At 31.3% G+C, this 21,507-nt stretch carries 18 protein-coding genes and 1 pseudogene; 7 read left to right on the top strand and 12 right to left on the bottom strand.

Going from position 1 to position 21,507, the window contains the following annotated elements:
• Positions 1 to 17: 17 nt before the first annotated feature.
• The 5 genes from lpdA (at position 18) to RDK80_RS17290 (ending at position 4,950) form a co-directional block, all read left to right on the top strand.
• A complete protein-coding gene (gene lpdA / locus RDK80_RS17310; RefSeq protein WP_308524998.1) occupies positions 18 to 1,397 on the top strand; it encodes a dihydrolipoyl dehydrogenase in 1,380 nt (459 codons plus the stop codon).
• A gap of 139 nt (positions 1,398 to 1,536) precedes the next feature.
• Positions 1,537 to 2,595: a TlpA disulfide reductase family protein gene (locus tag RDK80_RS17305; RefSeq protein ID WP_308524997.1), complete on the top strand. Its 1,059-nt coding sequence runs from the start codon at positions 1,537 to 1,539 to the stop codon at positions 2,593 to 2,595.
• A gap of 37 nt (positions 2,596 to 2,632) precedes the next feature.
• On the top strand, positions 2,633 to 2,770 hold the full coding sequence (locus RDK80_RS17300) for a CD1871A family CXXC motif-containing protein (RefSeq protein WP_308524996.1): 138 nt from the start codon (positions 2,633 to 2,635) through the stop codon (positions 2,768 to 2,770).
• Positions 2,763 to 3,614 (top strand): 4Fe-4S binding protein, encoded by an 852-nt coding sequence (locus RDK80_RS17295; protein ID WP_308524995.1) that lies wholly within the window; start codon positions 2,763 to 2,765, stop codon positions 3,612 to 3,614. Before RDK80_RS17300 ends, RDK80_RS17295 begins: the two co-directional genes overlap by 8 nt.
• A gap of 100 nt (positions 3,615 to 3,714) precedes the next feature.
• Positions 3,715 to 4,950 (top strand): aminopeptidase, encoded by a 1,236-nt coding sequence (locus RDK80_RS17290; RefSeq protein WP_308524994.1) that lies wholly within the window; start codon positions 3,715 to 3,717, stop codon positions 4,948 to 4,950.
• A gap of 74 nt (positions 4,951 to 5,024) precedes the next feature.
• Here RDK80_RS17290 and RDK80_RS17285 read toward each other — a convergent pair whose 3' ends face one another.
• The 4 genes from RDK80_RS17285 to RDK80_RS17270 are packed head-to-tail and all read right to left on the bottom strand — an operon-like array spanning position 5,025 to position 8,463.
• Positions 5,025 to 5,765: an amino acid ABC transporter ATP-binding protein gene (locus tag RDK80_RS17285; RefSeq protein WP_308524993.1), complete on the bottom strand. Its 741-nt coding sequence runs from the start codon at positions 5,763 to 5,765 to the stop codon at positions 5,025 to 5,027.
• The gene (locus tag RDK80_RS17280; RefSeq protein ID WP_308524992.1) at positions 5,762 to 6,442 is read right to left on the bottom strand and encodes an amino acid ABC transporter permease; all 681 of its coding nucleotides are present in this window, start codon (positions 6,440 to 6,442) and stop codon (positions 5,762 to 5,764) included. Before RDK80_RS17280 ends, RDK80_RS17285 begins: the two co-directional genes overlap by 4 nt.
• A gap of 9 nt (positions 6,443 to 6,451) precedes the next feature.
• Positions 6,452 to 7,255: a transporter substrate-binding domain-containing protein gene (locus RDK80_RS17275; RefSeq protein ID WP_308524991.1), complete on the bottom strand. Its 804-nt coding sequence runs from the start codon at positions 7,253 to 7,255 to the stop codon at positions 6,452 to 6,454.
• A 32-nt stretch (positions 7,256 to 7,287) separates the two neighbouring features.
• Entirely contained in the window at positions 7,288 to 8,463 is a 1,176-nt protein-coding gene (locus tag RDK80_RS17270) for a MalY/PatB family protein (RefSeq protein ID WP_308524990.1), read from the bottom strand.
• Between the two features lie 210 nt (positions 8,464 to 8,673).
• Here RDK80_RS17270 and namA point away from each other — a divergent pair, with 210 nt between their 5' ends.
• Positions 8,674 to 9,690 (top strand): NADPH dehydrogenase NamA, encoded by a 1,017-nt coding sequence (gene namA / locus RDK80_RS17265; RefSeq protein WP_308524989.1) that lies wholly within the window; start codon positions 8,674 to 8,676, stop codon positions 9,688 to 9,690.
• Positions 9,691 to 9,722: 32 nt separating this feature from the next.
• Here the strand turns inward: namA and RDK80_RS17260 are convergent, their stop codons facing one another.
• The 7 genes from RDK80_RS17260 to RDK80_RS17230 form a co-directional block, all read right to left on the bottom strand.
• Entirely contained in the window at positions 9,723 to 10,490 is a 768-nt protein-coding gene (locus RDK80_RS17260) for a glycyl-radical enzyme activating protein (protein WP_308524988.1), read from the bottom strand.
• Positions 10,491 to 10,536: 46 nt separating this feature from the next.
• Positions 10,537 to 12,906, bottom strand: coding sequence for a formate C-acetyltransferase/glycerol dehydratase family glycyl radical enzyme (locus tag RDK80_RS17255; protein WP_308524987.1), 2,370 nt, complete (start codon positions 12,904 to 12,906; stop codon positions 10,537 to 10,539).
• 117 nt (positions 12,907 to 13,023) lie between these two features.
• Positions 13,024 to 13,572, bottom strand: coding sequence for a helix-turn-helix domain-containing protein (locus RDK80_RS17250; RefSeq protein WP_094901198.1), 549 nt, complete (start codon positions 13,570 to 13,572; stop codon positions 13,024 to 13,026).
• Positions 13,573 to 13,650: 78 nt separating this feature from the next.
• The gene (locus RDK80_RS17245; RefSeq protein ID WP_308524986.1) at positions 13,651 to 16,278 is read right to left on the bottom strand and encodes an ABC transporter permease; all 2,628 of its coding nucleotides are present in this window, start codon (positions 16,276 to 16,278) and stop codon (positions 13,651 to 13,653) included.
• Positions 16,265 to 16,957 carry an ABC transporter ATP-binding protein gene (locus RDK80_RS17240; protein ID WP_094901194.1) on the bottom strand — a complete coding sequence of 231 codons (693 nt, stop codon included), beginning with the start codon at positions 16,955 to 16,957 and terminating at the stop codon, positions 16,265 to 16,267. Before RDK80_RS17240 ends, RDK80_RS17245 begins: the two co-directional genes overlap by 14 nt.
• 123 nt (positions 16,958 to 17,080) lie before the next feature.
• A complete protein-coding gene (locus tag RDK80_RS17235) occupies positions 17,081 to 18,304 on the bottom strand; it encodes a HAMP domain-containing sensor histidine kinase (protein ID WP_308524985.1) in 1,224 nt (407 codons plus the stop codon).
• A 3-nt stretch (positions 18,305 to 18,307) separates the two neighbouring features.
• Complete coding sequence (locus tag RDK80_RS17230) at positions 18,308 to 18,997, bottom strand: response regulator transcription factor (protein WP_308524984.1); 690 nt, start codon at positions 18,995 to 18,997, stop codon at positions 18,308 to 18,310.
• Positions 18,998 to 19,183: 186 nt separating this feature from the next.
• Here RDK80_RS17230 and RDK80_RS17225 point away from each other — a divergent pair.
• Positions 19,184 to 19,525, top strand: a pseudogene (locus tag RDK80_RS17225) (IS3 family transposase); the annotation flags it as partial.
• A 238-nt stretch (positions 19,526 to 19,763) separates the two neighbouring features.
• Here the strand turns inward: RDK80_RS17225 and RDK80_RS17220 are convergent.
• Positions 19,764 to 21,507: ABC transporter ATP-binding protein (locus tag RDK80_RS17220; RefSeq protein WP_308524983.1), on the bottom strand; the 1,744-nt coding region annotated here is incomplete at its 5' end.

Genomic DNA, 21,507 nt, shown 5'->3' with positions numbered 1-21,507 from the left:
AGGTAAAAGGTGATTATATGAATAAATATGATCTTGTTGTTTTGGGTGGAGGCCCTGGGGGTTATGTGGCTGCCATAAAGGCAGCCCAACTAGGGGCTAAGGTAGCTTTAGTTGAAAAAGAAAAATTAGGAGGCGTTTGTCTAAATTGGGGTTGTATACCTACTAAGACAATGTTGAAAACAGCTAAGCTTTATAAGGATATACTAAGAGGAGAGGAATTTGGTATCGTTGGAATTGATACTGATAATATAAAAGTAGATTGGCATTCACTTCTAAAAAGAAAAGATAAAGTTGTAAATCAATTGGTATCGGGAATATATACTCTTTTTAAGAAGAATAAAATTGACCTTTACGAGGGTATGGGTACTGTACTAAACAGAAATGAAATTAGAATAAATGATGAAGTTCTCTGGGGGAAAAATCTTATTATAGCTACTGGAGCTAAAGAAAATTTCCCTTCAATAGAAGGATTAGAAGATATGGTTAGGTCTGGAAAAGTTATAAATAGCAAAGGAGCATTAAGTCTTTCAGAGATTCCAACTGAGTTGGTAGTCGTTGGCGGCGGAGTTATAGCTGTTGAATTTGCCACACTCTTTAACTCCCTAGGTTCTAAGGTAACTCTAATTCAAAGGTCTAGCCGTATACTAACTTCTGTAGAATCCGAAATGGCTCTAACCTTAGAAAAGCATCTTAAAAGAGAAGGCATCAATATATTAACTGACACAAAGTTAAAGTCTATCTCTGAAAATGGAGTTTTATTTGAGCATAAAGGTCAAGATAAAATAGTCAAAGGAGATAAATATCTTGTATCCTTAGGATTGAAACCTCAGCTAAATGGAATAGAAAAACTTAATTTAAAACTGGATTCCAAAGGTTTTGTAGAAACAAATGAAAAGCTGGAAACCAGCGTAGATGGAGTATATGCTATTGGTGATTTAAATGGTAAGTTTGCTTTAGCCCATGTTGCTTCTGCTGAAGGAGTTGTAGCAGCAGAAAATATTATGGGTAAAAAAAATACAATAAACTATAATATAGTTCCTGCTTGTATCTACACCTTCCCTGAATTAGCCAGTGTAGGTCTTACAGAAGAAGAAGCTAAAGCTCAGGGTTATGATGTTATAGCCAGCAAATTCCCATTAGCTGCTAACGGAAAAGCTCTATCTGAAGGAGAAACTTTAGGTTTCGTAAAAATAATAGCCGATAAAAAATACGGTGAAATTCTTGGAACTCATATAATGGCATCACATGCTACAGATATGATTTCAGAAGCAGTTGTAGCTATGCAAATAGAAGGAACAGTCTATGATATTGCAAAGGCAATCCATCCTCACCCCACTCTTTCAGAGATTATGATGGAAGCTGCCCACGGTGCCATAGATAAACCTATTCATATATAAAAACTCCCAAAAGGGAGTTTTTTTATGTCCAATTAAATGCCCAATATAATTATTTTTCTATATCATTAATAATCACCAAATTTTTAAATAGATATATTATATATAACTATTTATATAAATACAAAAGGAGGTATTATTAGTGAAAAAATCTTTATCCAGAATTTTAATTTTCTTATTGATTGGTTTAATAGCCTTTAGCTCCATTGGATGCGGAAAGAAGGAACTAACCATAACAGCAGAGGAAAAGGAACAAGGCTATAGAGCATACAAAGATATGGGGATGAAATTTAAATTATCTGATGTATGGAAGACCTATGATGATAATTTAATGCTTGATGGTCTAGGAGATGAAGAAGATGAAAATAGTCCTATATATACTGGTAGAAAATATGGATTTATCTCCAATGAATTAATAACTGAATATTATGATGTAGCTGAAAACGTTAAAGATCAGGAAGAACAAAATAAAAGATTTTCTGAAATCTTTTCACAGGTTAAAGATATCTTTTCTATAGTTGTATTTAGAAAGGATAAACTTCCAGCAGAAGATAAAATAGCTGAATTGACTGGAATGACTCATAATGAAAAAATCTCAACTATTGCAGATTATGTCTTTTATTTCTGCAAGAATGATTATGATGAGGCTGAGCTATCTGAAGAAGCTGAGGTTGGATATAAGGCTTTATTTGATGATGTAGAGAATGTTAAATCGAGTCTTACAGTTTATAAACCTATGACCCCTCAAGAATCTATAGCTGGTCTGAAAAAAATTGAATTTAATCTTAAAGATTTAGAGGGCAATGATGTCACCCATGAAGTGTTCAAAGATAAAAAGTTGACTATGGTAAATATTTGGGGTACATTCTGTGGACCTTGCATAAGAGAAATGCCAGATCTAACTGCCTTACATGAAGAATTAGAAGATAAAGGCATAGGAATTTTAGGTATTATATCTGATACCCCTAACTCAGAAAATGAAGATGCAGCCAGAAAGATAGTAGCAGATGCAAAAGTTACATTTACAAGTATAATCCCAGATGACAATATGAAAAACACTCTATTATCCAGTATCTCTGGAGTACCTACTTCCTTCTTTGTCGATAGTGATGGAAAAGTGGTAGGCGAAGTAATAACGGGTTCACGAAGCAAAGAAGAATATCTAGAGATAATGTTAGAAGTTCTTGAATCATTAAAATAATAGGACTTCCTAGATATAGTTAAATGGAGGAGAAAAAATGAAAGACAATTTATTACGTAATATCATATTAATTGGTAGCATTGGGCTAATCATTGTAGGTATCTCAAAAGGAGAAGTTGCCACTGTTCTTACTAAAGCTATCAATATATGTCTGGAGTGTATAGGAATTGGCTAATAACAATAAAAATAGGCATATAGTTCAATTATTAAGTACCATTGCTACAAATGGACATATAAAAGGCTTTTTCACTGGAAAATTATATAAAGGAAACCTAAAAAAATTTTGTGTCCCTGGACTAAACTGCTATTCTTGTCCTGGAGCATTGGGTTCCTGCCCTATTGGATCTATGCAGGCTGTTATTGGAAGTATGAAATATAAATTTTCATACTATGTGTTAGGTATTATGTCTTTATTTGGAGTATTATTTGGAAGGTTTATATGCGGCTGGCTCTGTCCCTTTGGATTTGTAGAGGATTTACTTCATAAAATACCTTCTCCCAAAATTAAACTTCCTGATAAAGTTCATAATATATTAAAATATCTTAAATATGTGGTACTACTCTTATTTGTTATAATACTTCCCTTTGTTTTTCAAGATGAACTTGGCATCAGTGATCCATATTTCTGTAAATATATTTGTCCATCTGGAACTCTTTTTGGAGGTATACCTCTTTTATCACTGAATCCCAGCCTTAGAAGCGGATTAGGCTCTTTATTTATTTTAAAACTATCTATACTTATAGCAATTATCCTTTTATCAATCTTTATATATAGAGTTTTCTGTAAGTATTTATGTCCTTTAGGGGCCTTTTACTCTATATTTAATCCTATAAGTTTCTATAAGCTTGAAGTAGATAAAGAAAAATGTATAAGTTGTGATATTTGTACCAAGACTTGTAAGATGAATGTTGAAGCATATAAAAAACCTAATGATATGGAATGTATCAGATGCAATGACTGCGTTAAATCATGTCCTAAGAATGCCATAAGCTGTAAGAAACCCCTCAATAGAAAATAATTGAGGGGTTTCTTATTGGGGAAACTTCAATAAATTCATATATTTACAAACTCTTCCATATCCTATAAACTATAGATAAATACATAAAAGAGGTGATATCTTGAAAAGTTTTGAAACCATGTTAAATGAGTATGCAAAGTTATGTGTTAAAGTAGGTATCAACATCCAATCAGGTCAACCTTTAGTTATTAACGCTCCCATTGAAGGTGCTTATTTTGTAAGACTTGTGGCTGAAAATGCCTATGAGCTTGGTGCTAGTGAAGTTCATGTTAATTGGAATGATGAAGTACTTACAAAATTAAAGTTTGAAAATGCTCCTATGGAAGTATTTGAAAGCTTTCCAAAGTGGTATGCTGACGGTTTAGAAGATTATGCTAAGAAAGGTGCAGGTTTCCTCTCTATCTCAGCTCAAGATCCTGAATTACTTAAAGAAATCGACCCTAAAAAAATAGCTGCAAATAATAAATCTTCTTCCATAGCTTTAAAGGAATGGAGAAAATATACAATGAATGATATAAACCCTTGGTGTGTAATATCTATTCCTACAAAGTCTTGGGCAAAAAGGGTATTTCCAGATGTGACTGAAGAAGAAGCTGTAGAAAAATTATGGGCTGCTATATTTAATGCTACTCGTATGGATTTAGAAGACCCTATTAGGGCTTGGGAAAACCATATGGATAATTTAAAAGATAAAGTTGACTTCTTAAATAATAAAGAATTTAAAACTTTACATTATACTTCATCTAACGGTACAGATTTAATTGTAGAATTGCCAGAAGGACATATATGGGCTGGTGGTGGAGCAATAGATTCTAAAAAAACTTATTTTGCTCCAAATATGCCTACTGAAGAAGTATTTACTATGCCCCTCAAAACTGGTGTAAATGGTGTAGTATACAGCACAAAGCCTTTAAACTATGCAGGGAATACCATTGATGAATTTAAACTTACATTTAAGGATGGAAAGGTAGTTGATTTTGACGCTAAGGTTGGTAAGGAAACCCTAAGCATGCTATTGGATATTGACGAAGGTGCAAAACACTTAGGAGAAGTCGCCTTAGTTCCTTATGACTCTCCAATATCCAATTCTAATATTATCTTTATAAACACTCTATTTGATGAAAATGCTTCCTGCCACTTTGCTTTTGGTAAAGCTTATCCTACCAACATAGCAGGCGGAGAGAAAATGACAGATGAAGAGCTAGAAGCTCACGGAGTAAATAACTCTCTTACTCATGTTGATTTTATGATAGGTTCAAAAGATATGAATATCCTTGGAGAAACTAAGGATGGGGAGAAAATACAAGTATTTGAAAATGGCAATTGGGCATTTTAGATATATAATAAACGGCGGAGAATCAATTCTCCGCCGTTTATTTTGTGTTAACCTTATGTGCTTTAACATCACTATTATTCTCGATATCTAAGTGCGTTTAGGAATTGTTTAGTCCTTTCATTTTTAGGATTATCAATTACTTCTTTTGCAGGGCCTTCTTCTACTATTACTCCTTGGTCCATAAAACACACCCTATCAGATACATTTCTTGCAAAATTAATTTCATGTGTAACAATTAGCATAGTCTGATTCTGTCCTGCCAGCTCTTTTATTAAAACTAATACTTCATTCACTAACTCTGGGTCTAATGCAGACGTAGGCTCATCAAACAAAAGAATCTTAGGTTCTAGGGCTAAAGCCCTGCCAATTGCAACACGTTGTTGTTGCCCTCCAGACAAACTAGAAGGATAGCAATCTTTCTTTTCCAATAGACCCACTTGTTCTAATATTTTAAAAGCCTTCTCTTCAGCCTCATTCTTTTTAATTTTCTTTACTACTATTAAGCCTTCAGTAATATTTTGAAGTACAGTTTTATTATTAAATAAATAGAATCCTTGAAATACCATTCCAGTATTACGTCTAATCCATTGTTTATCTGCTTTTGTTATCTTATTGATGTTAACACAATAATCCTCTATTTGAATTTCTCCTTGATCAGCCATTTCTAAACAATTTATACAACGTAATAATGTTGATTTACCAGTTCCTGAGGGTCCAATAATAGATATGACCTCACCATGATTAATATCCAGATCTATACCCTTTAGTACCTCGAGGCTCCCAAATGTTTTGTAAATATTCTTTAACCTTATCAATTTATCTCACCTACTGACTTCCCAAGTCTTACTTCTATTCTTCTTTGAACAAATCCCATTATTGATGTTATCCCCCAATATACGAGTAATACACATACATATGCCTCTAGGTAACGATATCCTGAAGCACCCTCTAATTGTGCTGTGGCCATCATTTCTTTAACTCCTATTGCGAAAACAAGTGAAGTATCCTTTATAATGTTTATAAAGCTACTAAAAAGTGTTGGAGTCGCAACCTTAATAGCCTGTGGCAATATGATTCTAAACATTGCTTGCATATAAGTCATACCTATAGATTGAGCTGCTTCCATTTGACCTCTATGTATAGAAGAAATAGCAGCTCTTAAGGATTCTGCCATATAAGCGGAGCTTGCCAAGCTTAAAATTATTAAGGCAGCTTGAAAAGATGAAACCTTTAATACCAACTTTGAAAATACAGGTAGTATGCCAAAGTAAAAACAGAAGAGTTGTGCCATCAAAGGTGTACCTCTAAAAAAGGATATATACACTTTGAAAACCTTGCTTAATATTGGTACTTTTGCATATACAATTATGGCAATAAAGAATGATATTGTAAACCCTAATAATATTGCTAAAAAAGATAGCCTTATGGTAACAGTACTATACTTAAGCATAATAGGTATTATCCTAATCATAAATTCAAAATCAAAATTCACAAGTATCACCTATTCTTCTGATTTTGTAGTATCAATTTCAAACCACTTCATAGATAATTCTTCCAATGTTCCATCTTCTCTCATAGCGTTTAATGCCTCTGAGACTTCTTGTGAAAGCTTTTGTCCAGCATCGTCTTTCCTAAACGGATATGCATTTACTTCATAAACTAATTTTTCATTTAATTGTCTAATATCTAAATTATTCTCTTGAATGATAGTTTTTGTTTTTATTTCTCCTTGCCATAAAGCTGCTAATCTTCCAATAGATAGCTCTTCCTCTATAGATGCTCCATCAAAAGTTATAATATCAAACCCTAAATTATGTTCTTCATTTATTTGTCTTAAAGTTGCTTCTCCATTTCCACCTAACCAACAACCAACTTTTTGACCTCTTAAGTCTTCTTTGTTCTTATAATTGCTGTTTTCTGCTACAAACAAATCATAATAGCTATATGCGTAAGGTGTAGAAAAGTTATACTTCTCTTCTCTTTCCTTCGTAATTGACATTTGATGTGCAACTGTATCTATTTCTCCAGCATCAAGCATCCCTACCAATCCACTAAACTGTCCAAGTTTAAATTCTAATTCATAATTATTTCTATTTGCAATTTCTCTCCATACATCCATCTCAAATCCTTTAACTTCATCATTTTCCTGAAAAGCCCATGGTTTATAAGATGCTGATGTTCCTACTACTAACTTTATTTTGCCTTCTGCTTGTCCTGCTGGAATACTTTTATCACTTTTACATGCAGTAGCCCCAATTCCTAATATGAATACTAATAATGCTACTAAAACCTTTTTAAATTTCATTTCTCTTCCTCCTTAATTTAATTATTCATTAATCAAAGTACTTCATCTTTTACGGCTTTCTCTATCCTCAACAATACTTCTTCTAAAACAGTGCGGGGGCAAGCTATATTAAATCTTTGAAACAACTTTCCTTCTTCTCCGAATATCTCTCCATGATTTAATGCTAGTCCAGATTTATTTAAAAAGAATTCCTTTAATTCTTCTGAATTCATATTTAATCCAGAACAATCAACCCAAAGTAAGTAGGTGCTCTGAGGTCTTACTACTTTTAGTTTAGAAATTCGTGTCTCTATAAAATCAATAAAGAAATCTTTATTTTCTTCTAAATACCTCATTAGAGAATCTAGCCATTCTTCTGATTCATCATAAGCAGCTATCAAAGCTCCTTGTCCAAATATATTTGGTCTTACTATATGATCCTTCTTCAACTCCTCATCATATTTTTTTCTCAATTTATTATTTGGTATGATTATATTAGAAATTTGTAACCCAGCTATATTAAAGGTCTTACTTGGTGATGTACAAATTATACAATTGTCTCTAATTTCTGGAGAAACGTTTGCCATTACAGTATGAGTATGTTCCCTATATACTAAATCAAAATGAACTTCGTCTGAAATTATTATAATATTATTCCTTAAACAAACTTCACCAAGTTTACTTAATTCTTCTTTAGTCCAAACTCTTCCTATAGGATTATGGGGGCTGCATAACAATAGCAGCTTAGTTTTAGAATCTATCTTTCTTTCCAAGTCTTTATAATCCATATAATATGCACCATTCTTATAAATTAAAGGATTTGTAATTACATTACGTTTGTTATTTTCTATAGTACTATAAAAGGGATGATATACGGGACTTTGTACTATTATATTGTCTTCTGGCTTAGTGAACGCTCTTATAGCATAACTAAGGGCTGAAACAACTCCAGGAGTAAATACAATCCATTCCTTTTCCACTTCCCAGCTATGTCTTCTTTTCATCCATCTTATTATAGATTTATAATAATCATCAGAACAATACATATATCCATAAATGGGATGCTTGATTCTCTCCTGCAATGATTTCACAATTGAAGGAGAAACCTCAAAATCCATGTCTGCGATCCACAAAGGAATTAAATCTTCTCTTCCATACTTCTCCTTTAATCCATCCCATTTTAATGAATTAGTCTTGCATCTATTTGTGATACTATCAAAATTATACATATTTCCACTTCCTTATTTCTCATATGCTTACTATTCAATATCCTTACATATAATACAAAACATTAATTATTAATACAAATTGTTTTTTTGTATAATACTAGCAGCTAATATAGAAAAGCTTAATACCTTTGACAAATTATTGACATTAAGCAACTCGGGGTTATAATTTCTTTAATATGGGTAAGTATATCTTTAAGGATGGTGATATATTTGAAATCTTTAACATCATATAATCTAAAAGGATTAGAGTTAAAAAATCGGATAGTAATGCCCCCAATGTGTATGTACTCCTCTGATGAAAATGGAATGGTTAAGGATTTTCACAAGGTACATTATGTATCTAGGGCAATAGGCGGTGTTGGATTGATCATTGTAGAAGCTACTGGTGTTGTTCCAAATGGTAGAATATCTAGCAATGACCTCGGCATCTGGAGTGACGAACATATACTAGGATTAAAATCCTTGGTGGATAAAGTAAAATCTCACGATAGTAAAATAGCAATACAATTAGCCCATGCAGGAAGAAAATGCACATCAAATGATGAATATATTGTAGCTCCTTCAGCTATTAGGTTTAGTGAGGAATATAGAGTACCTCGTGAATTAACTATAGATGAAATCAAGGAATTGGTTTTAGCCTTTAAAGAAGCTGCAAGACGTGCAGATGAAGCTGGTTTTGACAGCATAGAAATTCACGGAGCCCATGGATATCTTATACATGAGTTTCTATCACCTATTACCAATAAGAGAACTGATGAATATGGTGGCAGTCTAGAAAATCGAACTCGCTTCTTAAAGGAGATATTAGTTTCTGTTAAAGAAGTATGGCCTAAAGAAAAACCAATTCTTCTTAGAGTATCTGCCGATGATTATGCAGAAGGCGGAATCAATAAAGAAGAAATGGTTAAAATTATCAATGAAATCAAAGATAATATAGATATGGTCCATGTAAGTACTGGTGGACTCATTAGCGTTAAATTTGATATATTTCCAGGATATCAAGTATTACATGCTGAAACCATAAGGAGAGAATGTAATATACCTACAATTGCAGTAGGACTTATCAATGGATATGACCAAATAGAAGAAATTCTATATAATAATAGGGCTGACTTAGTAGCTATAGGCAGAGGTCTGCTTCGTGATCCACATTTTGTATTGAATATGGCCTATGAAAATGGACTTCCTTTAAAATATCCTCAACAATATGAAAGAGGATATATGTAATAAAAAACTGGCAAATTAAATTTGCCAGTTTTTTACTTATAGCTAACTACTTCTACCCCTTCATATTCTACTATCTTTTTTAATTCATTTAAATATTCATCTGATGGAGTTTTAAAATCTCTTGATGGCTTTTCCTTTCCAAGAGCTTCATATTTTATATCTCCAAATGAATGATATGGCAAAAACTCTATCTTTGGTTCTTTTATACTATCTTTAACGAAAATAGCTGTTCTTCTTATATTATCTTTATCAGAATTTACACCATCTATTATCGGTATACGTATTACTACATCTGCATTTAACTCTTTTAACCGTCCTATATTTTTCAATATCTCTTTATTGCTAATTCCAGTGAAAGATTTATGTTTCTCGTCATCCATATGTTTAATATCTATAAATATCAAATTTAACTTCTCTAATATATCTTTTACTTCATCAAAGTCAAAGTAGCCACAGGTTTCAACTGCTAAATCTATAGCTTTATCATAGAGCCTATATACAAGTTCTCTAAGCATATCTCCTTGAAGCGTTGCTTCCCCACCAGAAAAAGTAACTCCGCCACCTGAGAATCTATAAAATATTCTTTGTTTTTCTATAATATTTAATATTTCCTCACCACTATAGCAATGAATTAACTCTTCTTCCTGTGAAATCTTATTAAGATTAACATGACTTTCTGGATTAGCACACCATTTACACCTAAGAGGACAACCAGCAAAGAAAATTACTGTTCTGATTCCATTACCATCATTCACAGAAAAATTTTGTGGTTCCATAAAGTATCCTCTAATATTATTCATTTGGTTCACCTCTAACTTGGGATTAAAGACATATGTCCATCTCAAACTAATATTTTTCATGGGCCGTTCTTGCAATTATGGCATCTTGCATTGACCTAGATAAATTGATAAATTGTGTACTATATCCTGCAACTCTAACTAATAAGTCTTTATAGTCCTCTGGCCTTTCTTGAGCTTTGCGCAATATTTCAGTAGATATTGTATTAAACTGAACATGAAATGCTCCAAGGGAGAAAAAGGACTGGATCATGGCTCCTAAATTACTTTGACCTCTTTTCGTATTTACCAGTTCCTCATTTAATCTTAAATTCAACAATGTTCCACCAGAGTGAATATCTTGGTTAAGTTTTGCTGCAGAACGCATAGCTGCCAATGGAGTAGATGTATCAGACCCAGCAAATGGTGATACTCCTTCTGATAACGGTTCTTTAGCTTTTCTGCCACATGGAGTTGCCCCAACAACTTTACCAGTTGGTAAATAATTAGAAATTCCCATAAAGGCTGTGTTAAAATTGTTACCATTTATATCTTTATATTTATGTCCTTCCTTGTAATAATGGTTAGCCATCTTGATAGCTATATCGTCTACATAGTCCATATCGTTACCATACTTTGGAACATCTAAGGCTAATTTTCTTAAATCATCATAGCCTTCCCAATTGGCATCAAGTGCATTTATAAGATTTTCCATAGTTGTTACCTTATCTTCAAATACTAGTTTCTTAATAACAGCCAGTGAATTAGAAGTGACTGCAAGACCTATTCCAGTAAGGACCGGTCCTAAATTATATTTTGCCCCTGCATCAACTAAATCCTTGCCTTGCAGTATACATTCTTCTATACAGGATGATAAGAAAGGTCTTGGAACCATTTCCTTATGAAGCTTTTGTGCCAATAAAGTTGCAATAACTGAGTGTTTAATTAAGTTGTCAAACTGCTTATAGAAAGCAGTTTCCACTTCTTCATAGGTCCCAAATGTTTTTGGGTCCTTTTCATCTAATCCTATCTTCTCTTTAGTAATCCTGCTTATCCCTTGATTTAATGTAAATTCCAATGCCGCAGTAAAATTAATATTAACTGCTGATGTCCATTCCCCTGTTTTTCTGAAATGCGGAACTACACAGCCGCAGTTATTCCAATCTCTTGCATCTTCTGGCTCATAGCCAGCATTAATGAGCATTTGATAGCCTGCATTATCGCTATGAATAGCTGGAAATCCTGTGCCTTTACTTACTAAATGGGTTACAGCTTCTAGAAACTCACTTGGGCAATCTTGATGAATTCTGACACTAAGTCCAGGCTGGTGAGTCTTTATCCTTTCAGTAGCCTTTAAACTCATATAGGATAAATCATTAGTAGCATCCTTTCCATCTCTTGTTTTTCCGCCAATTGTTAAGTTTTGAAATTGATTGTATCCAGCAAAAAACTCCGCTGTATTGGCTGAAATTGTCCATACCCATTCAGAAAGCTTTATCCAATATGCTTCAATTAGTTCTTGAATCTGATCCTTAGTCATGATCCCTTTCTCTATATCAGATTTATAATAGGGATACATGAACTGGTCAAATCTTCCCACATTAAGAGCCAATGGATTTTCAGATATTATGCCTCCTACTTGTGTAAACCAAATGAATTGAATAGCTTCATAAAAAGTAGTTGGAGGATTTTCTGGTACCTTATTGCATATTTCTGCAATATTTAAAAGTTCTCTTTTTCTTATTTTATCCTTTTCTTCTATTGCCATCTCTTTTGCTTTTTGAGAGTATCTTTTAGCAAGTGTTATAATTCCCTCTGATGTAATAATTATAGATTTATAGAAATCTTTTTTCTTCAAATCTTCAGCGGAGGTATCTGACAGTTTTAATAGATTTTCTTCAGCTTCTTTAATTATTCCACCAAAACCTTTTTTGAATAAAACATCTTGATAATCTGATGTTATCTCACCAACAGCTTGCCTCCATTTAGAATCATTATCTACAATACCTGTATCAACAACAACTTTTGCAGTTTCTTTAGGCAATTGTGCTAGGAAGGATTCTTCTAATGATTTTCCCTTCCAGTAAGGAAATATTTCTTTTCTGACATATGCCCTTTGCTCATCTGTCATAACATAAGGATCTTGTACTCTTTTATCAAAACTATCCATTTCCTTATCTACCCAAGTCCACGAGAATTCAGGTGTTAAAATTCCACATTTCCTAAATTCACCTATCGCACCTACGATAAGCTCACCCTCAAAGATATTTGTAGCTATTTGTTCGCAAGTATCTCTAAAAGCTTTAGCTCTTCTTATTGGTATTGATTCACCCTCATTCATTTTGTGTGATTCAGTCCAAATTCTTGCTCTTTCATAAGAAATTGCTGGCTTAGAATTTATATAATTTTGTCTTGCCATTTCAATCCTTTCTGTAACCATATCTATGCTCCCTCCTTTTATTTAATTCTAAATTTTATGTTTTTACATCCTATGTGCGTTATAACATACCTAATATTTAAAATTTATTCAGAATGATTTAAATCATTCTGAATAAATTTAATACTTAACTATATTCTGAAATATAACTTCCGTATCATATGGATTGCTATATGAATGTTCTACATTAGCTTTAAAGGCTAATGCAGATGGAGCTTTAAGTTCAAATCTCTCATTATCTACGGTTAATAAAAGAGTTCCTTTGGTCACAACAATATATTCATTGATTGAATTCTCATGAGGTGTAGACACATGGTTTGCTCCTGGAAGCAACTTAATATAAAAATACTCAAACCCTGATATAGGATTAAAAGGAAATACATCATACAACATCATTTTCCCATCAGATTCATATACTGGTTCTAAATCATCTAAGGATATTGGCTCATAATCCTTAGTTTCACTGCTTAGCAACTCTGAAAATGAAATCCTTAGACCAGTAGATATCTTCCATAATATTGATATAGTAGGGTTTGATTCTCCTCTTTCAATCTGACCAAGCATAGCCTTACTTACACCAGTCAAATTAGATGTATCTTCTAATGTCAAACCTCTTTCAAATCTCACTCTTTTCAAAACTGTTGATATATTAGATGATGGATCCTTCATATTTTAAAGCCTTTCTACTCAATTAGTTATTATACTTTTAATTATAAGCAATATCCTATGAGGCTTCAATACCAAACTTTAATTTTCTGCTTTCATGCTCTCTACTATAATTTTATCATTGATTCTCTTAAGGGGATATGCTCCTGACAATAAAGCTATAATTGTAGCCCCTACACAAGCAATGGCTATATTCTTCCATGGTATAATCCACTGAAACTCTCGAATCTTCATCAATATATTAAATAATATATATGACAGCCCTGTACCTATAACTCCACCAAATATTGCTGCATATATTCCATAAAAAAGACTTTCAAGTGCTACCATTCTCTTAATTCCAGATTGTGTCATACCTACAGCCTTAATCATTGCAATTTCCTTAGTTCTTAATATAATATTCGTGCTTATGGTATTTATTATATTTATAGAACTGATTAAAGTGATTATGGCCACAAAGCCATATAAAAATATGCTTACTATTATACTTGCTACCCTATTTTCCTTAGCCGACTCTGCATAGTCTATATAATGGAGTCCTGGTGTTGCTTCCTCTAGGTCATCTAAATAAGCTTTTACACTTTCAATACTTCCATTTTCAGCCATTTCAATATACATATTTGTACGATATCTTCCTACCTCAGCATCATCAAAGTCCTCATCATCTGTCTTGAGTAAATTCTCTAATACTGACTCTGTAGTTATTATATTTATACTGCCATTTGGATTATATTCCTTATCTAATATGCCTTTTTCTAATACTCCTACTACTGTTAATTCTTTATAAACAGGTTCTACTCTTTCTTTATTTAAATCATAGGAAGTATAAGGTATCTTATCTCCTACCTTTAATTTATATCCTTCCATCAAAGAATTCCTATCTGTTTTTTGATTATATGCATAGGTACTGTTTATAATCAATACTCCATTTTCTTTATTTAATCTATTTACATCTAAAGTTCCCTCTTTCAAGAGTCCCTTTAAAGTTTCAAAATTTTCATCTCCAATAGTGGATACTTGAACATTATTTATCCTAATTAAGTTATCTCTCTTCTTCTCAAATAAAAACGGAGCCATTTCTATCATCTTTTTACTGATTCTGCTTTCTTCAATTAAGGCCTCCCCGTTATTAAATTTTACTTTATATACTCTTTTTATATCCTTTATATTCCTTAGCTCTGTATATATTTCTTCTGATTTATCATCTATATCCCCGTAAATGGAAAAATCCCCCATATCCTTACTTTCTACAATTCCCATCTTAAACATAAAATCTGAGAAGCTAGAAAACGTAATAAATAAAGATATACTTATAACCATAGAAAATACAGTGATTATAAATCTCTTTCGATTTCTTCTTAGATTTTTATATGCAATTTCTCCTTCTACTCCTAAGATTCTTCTGACAAGTATAGAATTCTGTATTTTTTTAAATTTTTCTTTTTTAAAACTTCCTGTATTTCTAACGGCTTCCAATGCTGATACTTTTCCTGCTCGCCTTGCTGGTCCTATGGCAGATAAAAATACTGTAACCAATCCTGTTATGGTACTAATTAAAAATACAGCTCCTGAAATAGTTATTTTCATATCTTTAAAAAGATATATATCTGATTTTAGTAAGCTAATAATATATAAAACTACTCTCATGGCAAATACTCCTGAGAACAATCCAATAGGGATTCCTATTATGCTAAGTATCAGAGCTTCCTTAAGTACTATTCCTCTAATTTGATTTGGAGTGGCTCCAACTGATCTAAGTAACCCAAATTGAGCTATTCTCTCTAATACAGAAATATTAAAAGCATTGTATATAACCGCTATTGTAGATACTATAATCAACCCTACTACAAAGATCAAAAGAACTACCATTGATCTATCAAAGGTCTGACTCATACTCTCAGCATATAGTCTTAATACCCTATAGTTATATTCAAAGTCCTCTTCTGTCTTTCCCAAATCCTTTGCAATTGATGTTATTTTTTCGTATGCGTCTTTTATATTGGGAATTTTTATATAAGCATTGTAGTTCCCTTCTTCTACTCTACTATCTAGTCCAGTAATACCTTTAGTAACTAAATTTCCCTTCCAAATATATTGAGGTTTTATAAATCCTACAACTGTATATTCCTTTTCTCCTGTTTTCTCAAATGTTTCTTTCCTAACTATTTGCCCATCTTGAGTTTCTTCATCATTCCCTATTATCCTATTACCCATAGTTAATTTTATCTTATCCCCTAGTTTTACCTCTTTATCAAAGTAACTAGCCATCCAATACTCTATAGCTATTTCATCTGGAGCTTTGGGGATTCTTCCTTCCTTGAGATTAAAGGGGAGCATTTCTATAGCCTCTTCTTCAAGTCCTTCTATCTCTATATATCTATATGGAATATCCCATCTATACTCTTCCTTTTCTTCTTCTGTAGTCTCTTTGACTATAGCTGCACCTTCAAGTTTGCCAACCCCTACTTCCGATACTCCTACATGATTAGTCATCTTGTTTATATTGTCCTTATCCATTTCAGCAAATTTAGCATGATAAGAACCATTTTCTCTTATTGCCTCTGTAATCAATGCTCCTCTAGCAGATACAATTATAGTACCTATTGCTGAAACAAGTGCTACAGATAAAATTATTCCTAATATAGTAAGGAGTGTCCTATTTCTCTGCCCTTTCAAATATCTGTAGGTGATTTCTTTATAGGATCTCACTATTAATCACCTCATCTTTTATGATATTACCATCTCCTATAGTTATTATCCTATCAGCTTGAGATGCAATATTTAAATCATGTGTAATGAGTATTAATGTTTGATTATATTTTCTTACAGATATTTTAAGTAAATCTATTATTTCCTTACTATTTTTACTATCTAAATTTCCTGTAGGCTCATCTGCTAATACTATGGATGGGCTATAGGCCAAAGCCCTGCCTATGGAAACTCTTTGCTGTTGTCCTCCTGAAAGCTCATTTGGCAAATGATGTCTTCTATCTTGCAATCCAAGAATATTTACTAATTCTTCAAAATGATCTTTATTTACTTTCTTTGTATCTAAAAGTAAAGGCAATAGCATATTTTCTTCTGCTGTGAGAACTGGGACTAGATTATAAAATTGAAAAATAAATCCTACCTTCCTTCTTCTAAATATGGCTAATTCCTTTTCTGAAAGACCATATATATCTACTCCATCTATATAAACCTTTCCACTTGTTGGCTTATCTACTCCCCCTAGCAGATGTAATAATGTAGATTTTCCAGAGCCACTAGCTCCTACTACTGCTACAAATTCTCCTTGCTTTATAGTTAGATTAATGTTTTTTAAAGCTTCTACTTTGGTATTTCCTGTACCGTAGAATTTACATAAATCAACAACCTTCACTACATCCATATTTACTTCCTCCTATCCATTTTTCTAACTATATTATATAATGTCAACCTTACATCTTGATGAATAAAAGGATTACAATTTAGTAAGAAAAGCAAGAATAGTACTTTTCTATTCGTTATAAGATTAAATTACTCCTTTTAAAAAAGTCATTGTGAATTCTGTTCCTTCATTTTTCTTACTCTTTACAGAAATAGTACCACCTTGAGATTCTACTATTAGTTTTGCTAGATTCAGCCCTATCCCTATACTTTCTGGTTTAACTTCAGAACTTACTTTATAGAATCTCTCAAATATATGTGGTAAATGTTTTTCATCTATACCTTCACCGTTGTCCCTTACAATAATGCTGCTAAATAATGGTGTCTCTTCTAGACTAATATTAATCTTTCCTTTACTATGCTCTATAGCGTTCTTTATTATATTTATTAAAGCTTCCCCTGTCCACTCTTTATCTCCATAGAAACTTGCATTTTCATCTCCTTCTATTTCTAAAGCCTGATTTTCTAGTCTATGATTCAATGCAGATAAAGCTATATTGAGTATATCTTTTAATAGAACCTTTTCCTTCTTAAACTCGATTGCTCCTGCTTCTATTCTAGCTACCTTTAATAAATTGATTGTAAGCCATTCCATCCTCTCTAACTGAGACTTTTCCTTTTCCAGGAAATTTTGCTTCATATTTAGATCCATATTTTTATCTTCTAATAGAAGATCATTTATTACAATTAAAGAAGACAATGGTGTTTTAAGCTGATGAGAGATATCTGATATCATATTTCTCAGGAATACTTTTTCTCTTTTCAATACACTTAAACTATTTTCTAGTCTATTTGCCATTTGATTAAATTGATGGTTTAGTATATTAAAATCCCCTTCTCCTTCCTCAGTTAAATAAACTCCAAAATCCCCCTCTACTACTTTTTCCGATGCAGTATATATATCTTGCACTTTTTTATATATCTTCTTATATTCTCCCTTAAGCATAAAACCTAGAGGAATTATAAAAGAAAGAACTATTATAGATATAAGTATTTGCATCTTGTTACCCTTTAATATGGGCTGAAAGGATTTATCTAACTCCTCATAATAGCCATATAATTTTAATATTTCCTGTCCAATTAGTATATTTTCTTCTGAAACTTCCTTAGTTATATAGGGAATTATATCATCCTTTAATTCAGGATGATTTTTTATTATATTTCCAACTAAAGCCATATCTCTTTCTATTATCTTCTTATTTATATTATCTATAAATATATTTACAACAAAAAAACCTATCACAGCAAATACTATCTGTAATATTATGAGTTTCAATATCATAGATTTAAACTCTTCATTCCGAAACATATACTACCCCCTTACATCTACATCCCATCTATATCCGACACCTCTTACAGTTTTTATATATACAGGATTAGATGAATCTTCTTCTATTTTTTCTCTAAGTCTTCTTATATATACTGATAATGAATTATCATCTACAAACTCTCCATCTACATCCCATAGACTTTCTAATATCTTTGTCCTAGATAATACTTGATGGGAATTATTCATTAGAATATTTAACAGCTTATATTCTGAGGGGGTTAGTTGAATCAATTCTCCTTTGATATATGCCTTATATTCTATTAAATTCAACCTAATATCTCCAGATATAAGAATATCCCTTTGAGTGACATTAGATGCCCTCCTAAGCACTGCCTTAATTCTAGAAATCAGCTCCTTTATTCTAAATGGCTTAGTTATATAGTCATCTCCACCAATATCTAATCCCATTACTATATTGACTTCTTCATCTTGAGCTGTCAAAAATATAACCGGTGTTGTTTTATCTTTTCTTATATATTTACATAGTTCAAAACCATTTCCATCTGGTAATCCAATATCCAGTATTATTAAATCATAGCCTATTTTATCTACTAATTCTTTTCCTTTAGAAAATGTATTTGCCACATCTGCTACATATCCTTCATTTTTCAAAGTATATTCTATCCCCATGGCTAAGGTAGCGTCATCTTCTACTAAAAGTATCTTTATCATATAAGCACCCCTTTCGTTACTAATATTATAGCAAAATATTAATAATTTCCTAATTAACTTTAATTCATTGAAGCAAATTGCATTTATTGATTTTTTGAATTATAATTATATCCTGAATTCTGCAGTAAAATTAAAGAAAAAAATAGCCTCGATCCCTTGTAAGTGCTGGATACAGGCTGTTTAACTATGTTAAGTTGTAGTTATTCTTTAAAAGATATAAAAATATTTCACTCAGATCGAGGAAGAGAGTACGACAATATAAGTATAGACAATATTCTAGGAGCCTTTGATATATAAAGATCTTTAAGTAGAAAATGCAATCCCTATGACAATGCAGTAAGTGAAGCCACAAACAAGATATTGAAGATGGAATTTATATATCAAAATAGATTTGAGACTTTGGAACAACTACAGTTAGAATTAGCGGAGTATGTTTATTGGTATAATAATCTAAGGATCCACGGCTCCTTAGGCTACATTACGCCAATTGAATATAGAAATAAAATGATGATGGAAATGACAGCATAAGTGGTGTTTAGAAGATAGATTTCTGTTCAGAATAAATTTGTTCAAAAAGAGTTGCCTTTCCAAATATCTCCAACGATTCTAGTGATTTTTTATTTATATTCTCATTTTTTTATATAATAAAAATATTTTTTTACTTGTTCTAAAAAAGTATCAACTGACTCTTCCGACATATTTAACTTATTTATAATGTTTTCTTTTAAACTTGATAAATTTAACATATGGTTAACTCCTTATTGTTTTAATATTCTTCGGCTATTTCACTATAATACATTTCTCTATATGTTTTTGAAGTAGTTAAAAGCTCTTCATGAGTACCAATAGCTTCAATTGAACCTTCATCAAAAACAATTATTTTATCTACAATATTTTTAATGCTTGTTATTCTATGAGATACAATTATTCCAATTTTATCTCTAACTAGTGATTTAAAAGACTTCAGAATGATTTTTTCAGAGATAGAATCTAATGCAGAATTAGGTTCATCTAATAAATAAAGATCTGCATCTCTTATAAAGGCTCTACTTAATGCAATCTTTAGCCATTCACCTCCAGATAATTGTATTCCATCATCAAACCAATAGCCTAATTGTTCATCTATATCATTTAATCTATTATCCATTCCTGTTTTTTTAAGCGATTCTAATATATCTTTTGATTTTTCCATTTTACTTAAATCTCCAAAAGCTATATTTTCTCTAACTGTAAGCTCATATTTTACAAAATCTTGAAATAAAACTCCTATTCTTTTTTTAATTTCATCTTGATCTAAATCTTTAAGATTATAATTATCAATATAAATATCACCTTGATAATCTTTATATAGTGTTGAAAGAATTTTTACTAAAGTGCTTTTCCCAGAACCATTTCTCCCTATAAAAGCTATAAGTGAGTTACTCTCAATATTTAAATTTAAATTATTTATAACAGGTTTGTCATTTTCATTATATTTATAGTATAAATTTCTAATTTTAATATTGGAAATTTTAAAATTCATTTTTAAAGCTTCCTTATCTTCAATTTTAAAATATTTATCCATACTTTTCATATCTATAAATTCAAAATACTGTCCAATGTAAAGCATACTTTCATAAATTGAATTAATTTGAGATAAAAATCCTTGGGTATTTGACTTTACATTTGAAATACTTCGTGTATAACTTACTAATTGACCAAGTAAAATGTTACCTAAAAATGTTTGTAGTATAATAAAAACAAATAAAAATGAAGAAATTAATTGATCTAAAAAAAATAATAGTATTTGGAAAATCATTCTTTTATCTGTAATTTTTTTATCTTGTTTAAAAAATTCAACACTTAAGTCATTATATTTATCTCTTATATACTTGTTAAGATTAAAAATTTTAATTTCTTTAAAGGCAAAATCTTTAGTTAACAAATATTGAAAATACCAACGTTTTCGCTCCTTTGGTGCTCTTTCTTTATATATATTAAAGAAAACTTTTCCAAAATATGCTGTTACAATTGTATTAATTAAAGGAATAAGTAATATTAATGGTACTATCCACCAATTCCAAGAAAGTAATATTAAACTAAATAGTATTATGTTGATTAATAATTGAAACATAGAAATAAAAGATTTAAAAAAATTAAATATACGTGAAGAAGTGACACTTAATGCTCTTTGGATCCTATCATATGTTTCAGAATCCTCGAAATCTTTTAATGAAAATTCCCTTGTTTTTTCAAGTATAGATCTATCGATTATTAATGAAATCTTCATTTGAAATATATTTTCAAAATAGTTCGATAATAACGATGAAATTCCATTTACTAAATCAATAGAAATATATATAATTAGTAGTTTTATTATATAATTTAGCCCATGTGTTGATAATTGTAGTGTGTTAATTATTTTTTCCATTAAAAGTAATGACATACTTGGGGTTATACTAAATATTAATGCAAAGAAAATAATATAAAAAATATATTTTTTTCCTGCTTTGCTTAGTAAACTCAAAATA

This window comes from uncultured Tissierella sp. (assembly GCF_902479755.1).
Taxonomy (GTDB): Bacteria; Bacillota; Clostridia; order Tissierellales; family Tissierellaceae; genus Tissierella; species Tissierella carlieri.
The sequence above is the reverse complement of the archived record's forward strand: the minus strand, read 5'-3'. Positions and strand labels throughout refer to the sequence as shown.

Excerpts from the sequence above, each read along its gene's own strand:
- lpdA (WP_308524998.1), top strand. The coding sequence starts at position 18 with ATGAATAAATATGATCTTGTTGTTTTGGGTGGAGGCCCTGGGGGTTAT.
- RDK80_RS17300 (WP_308524996.1), top strand. The coding sequence starts at position 2,633 with ATGAAAGACAATTTATTACGTAATATCATATTAATTGGTAGCATTGGG.
- RDK80_RS17275 (WP_308524991.1), bottom strand. The coding sequence starts at position 7,255 with ATGAAATTTAAAAAGGTTTTAGTAGCATTATTAGTATTCATATTAGGA.
- RDK80_RS17270 (WP_308524990.1), bottom strand. The coding sequence starts at position 8,463 with ATGTATAATTTTGATAGTATCACAAATAGATGCAAGACTAATTCATTA.
- RDK80_RS17260 (WP_308524988.1), bottom strand. The coding sequence starts at position 10,490 with ATGAATAATATTAGAGGATACTTTATGGAACCACAAAATTTTTCTGTG.
- RDK80_RS17255 (WP_308524987.1), bottom strand. The coding sequence starts at position 12,906 with ATGGTTACAGAAAGGATTGAAATGGCAAGACAAAATTATATAAATTCT.
- RDK80_RS17250 (WP_094901198.1), bottom strand. The coding sequence starts at position 13,572 with ATGAAGGATCCATCATCTAATATATCAACAGTTTTGAAAAGAGTGAGA.
- RDK80_RS17240 (WP_094901194.1), bottom strand. The coding sequence starts at position 16,957 with ATGGATGTAGTGAAGGTTGTTGATTTATGTAAATTCTACGGTACAGGA.
- RDK80_RS17235 (WP_308524985.1), bottom strand. The coding sequence starts at position 18,304 with ATGTTTCGGAATGAAGAGTTTAAATCTATGATATTGAAACTCATAATA.
- RDK80_RS17230 (WP_308524984.1), bottom strand. The coding sequence starts at position 18,997 with ATGATAAAGATACTTTTAGTAGAAGATGACGCTACCTTAGCCATGGGG.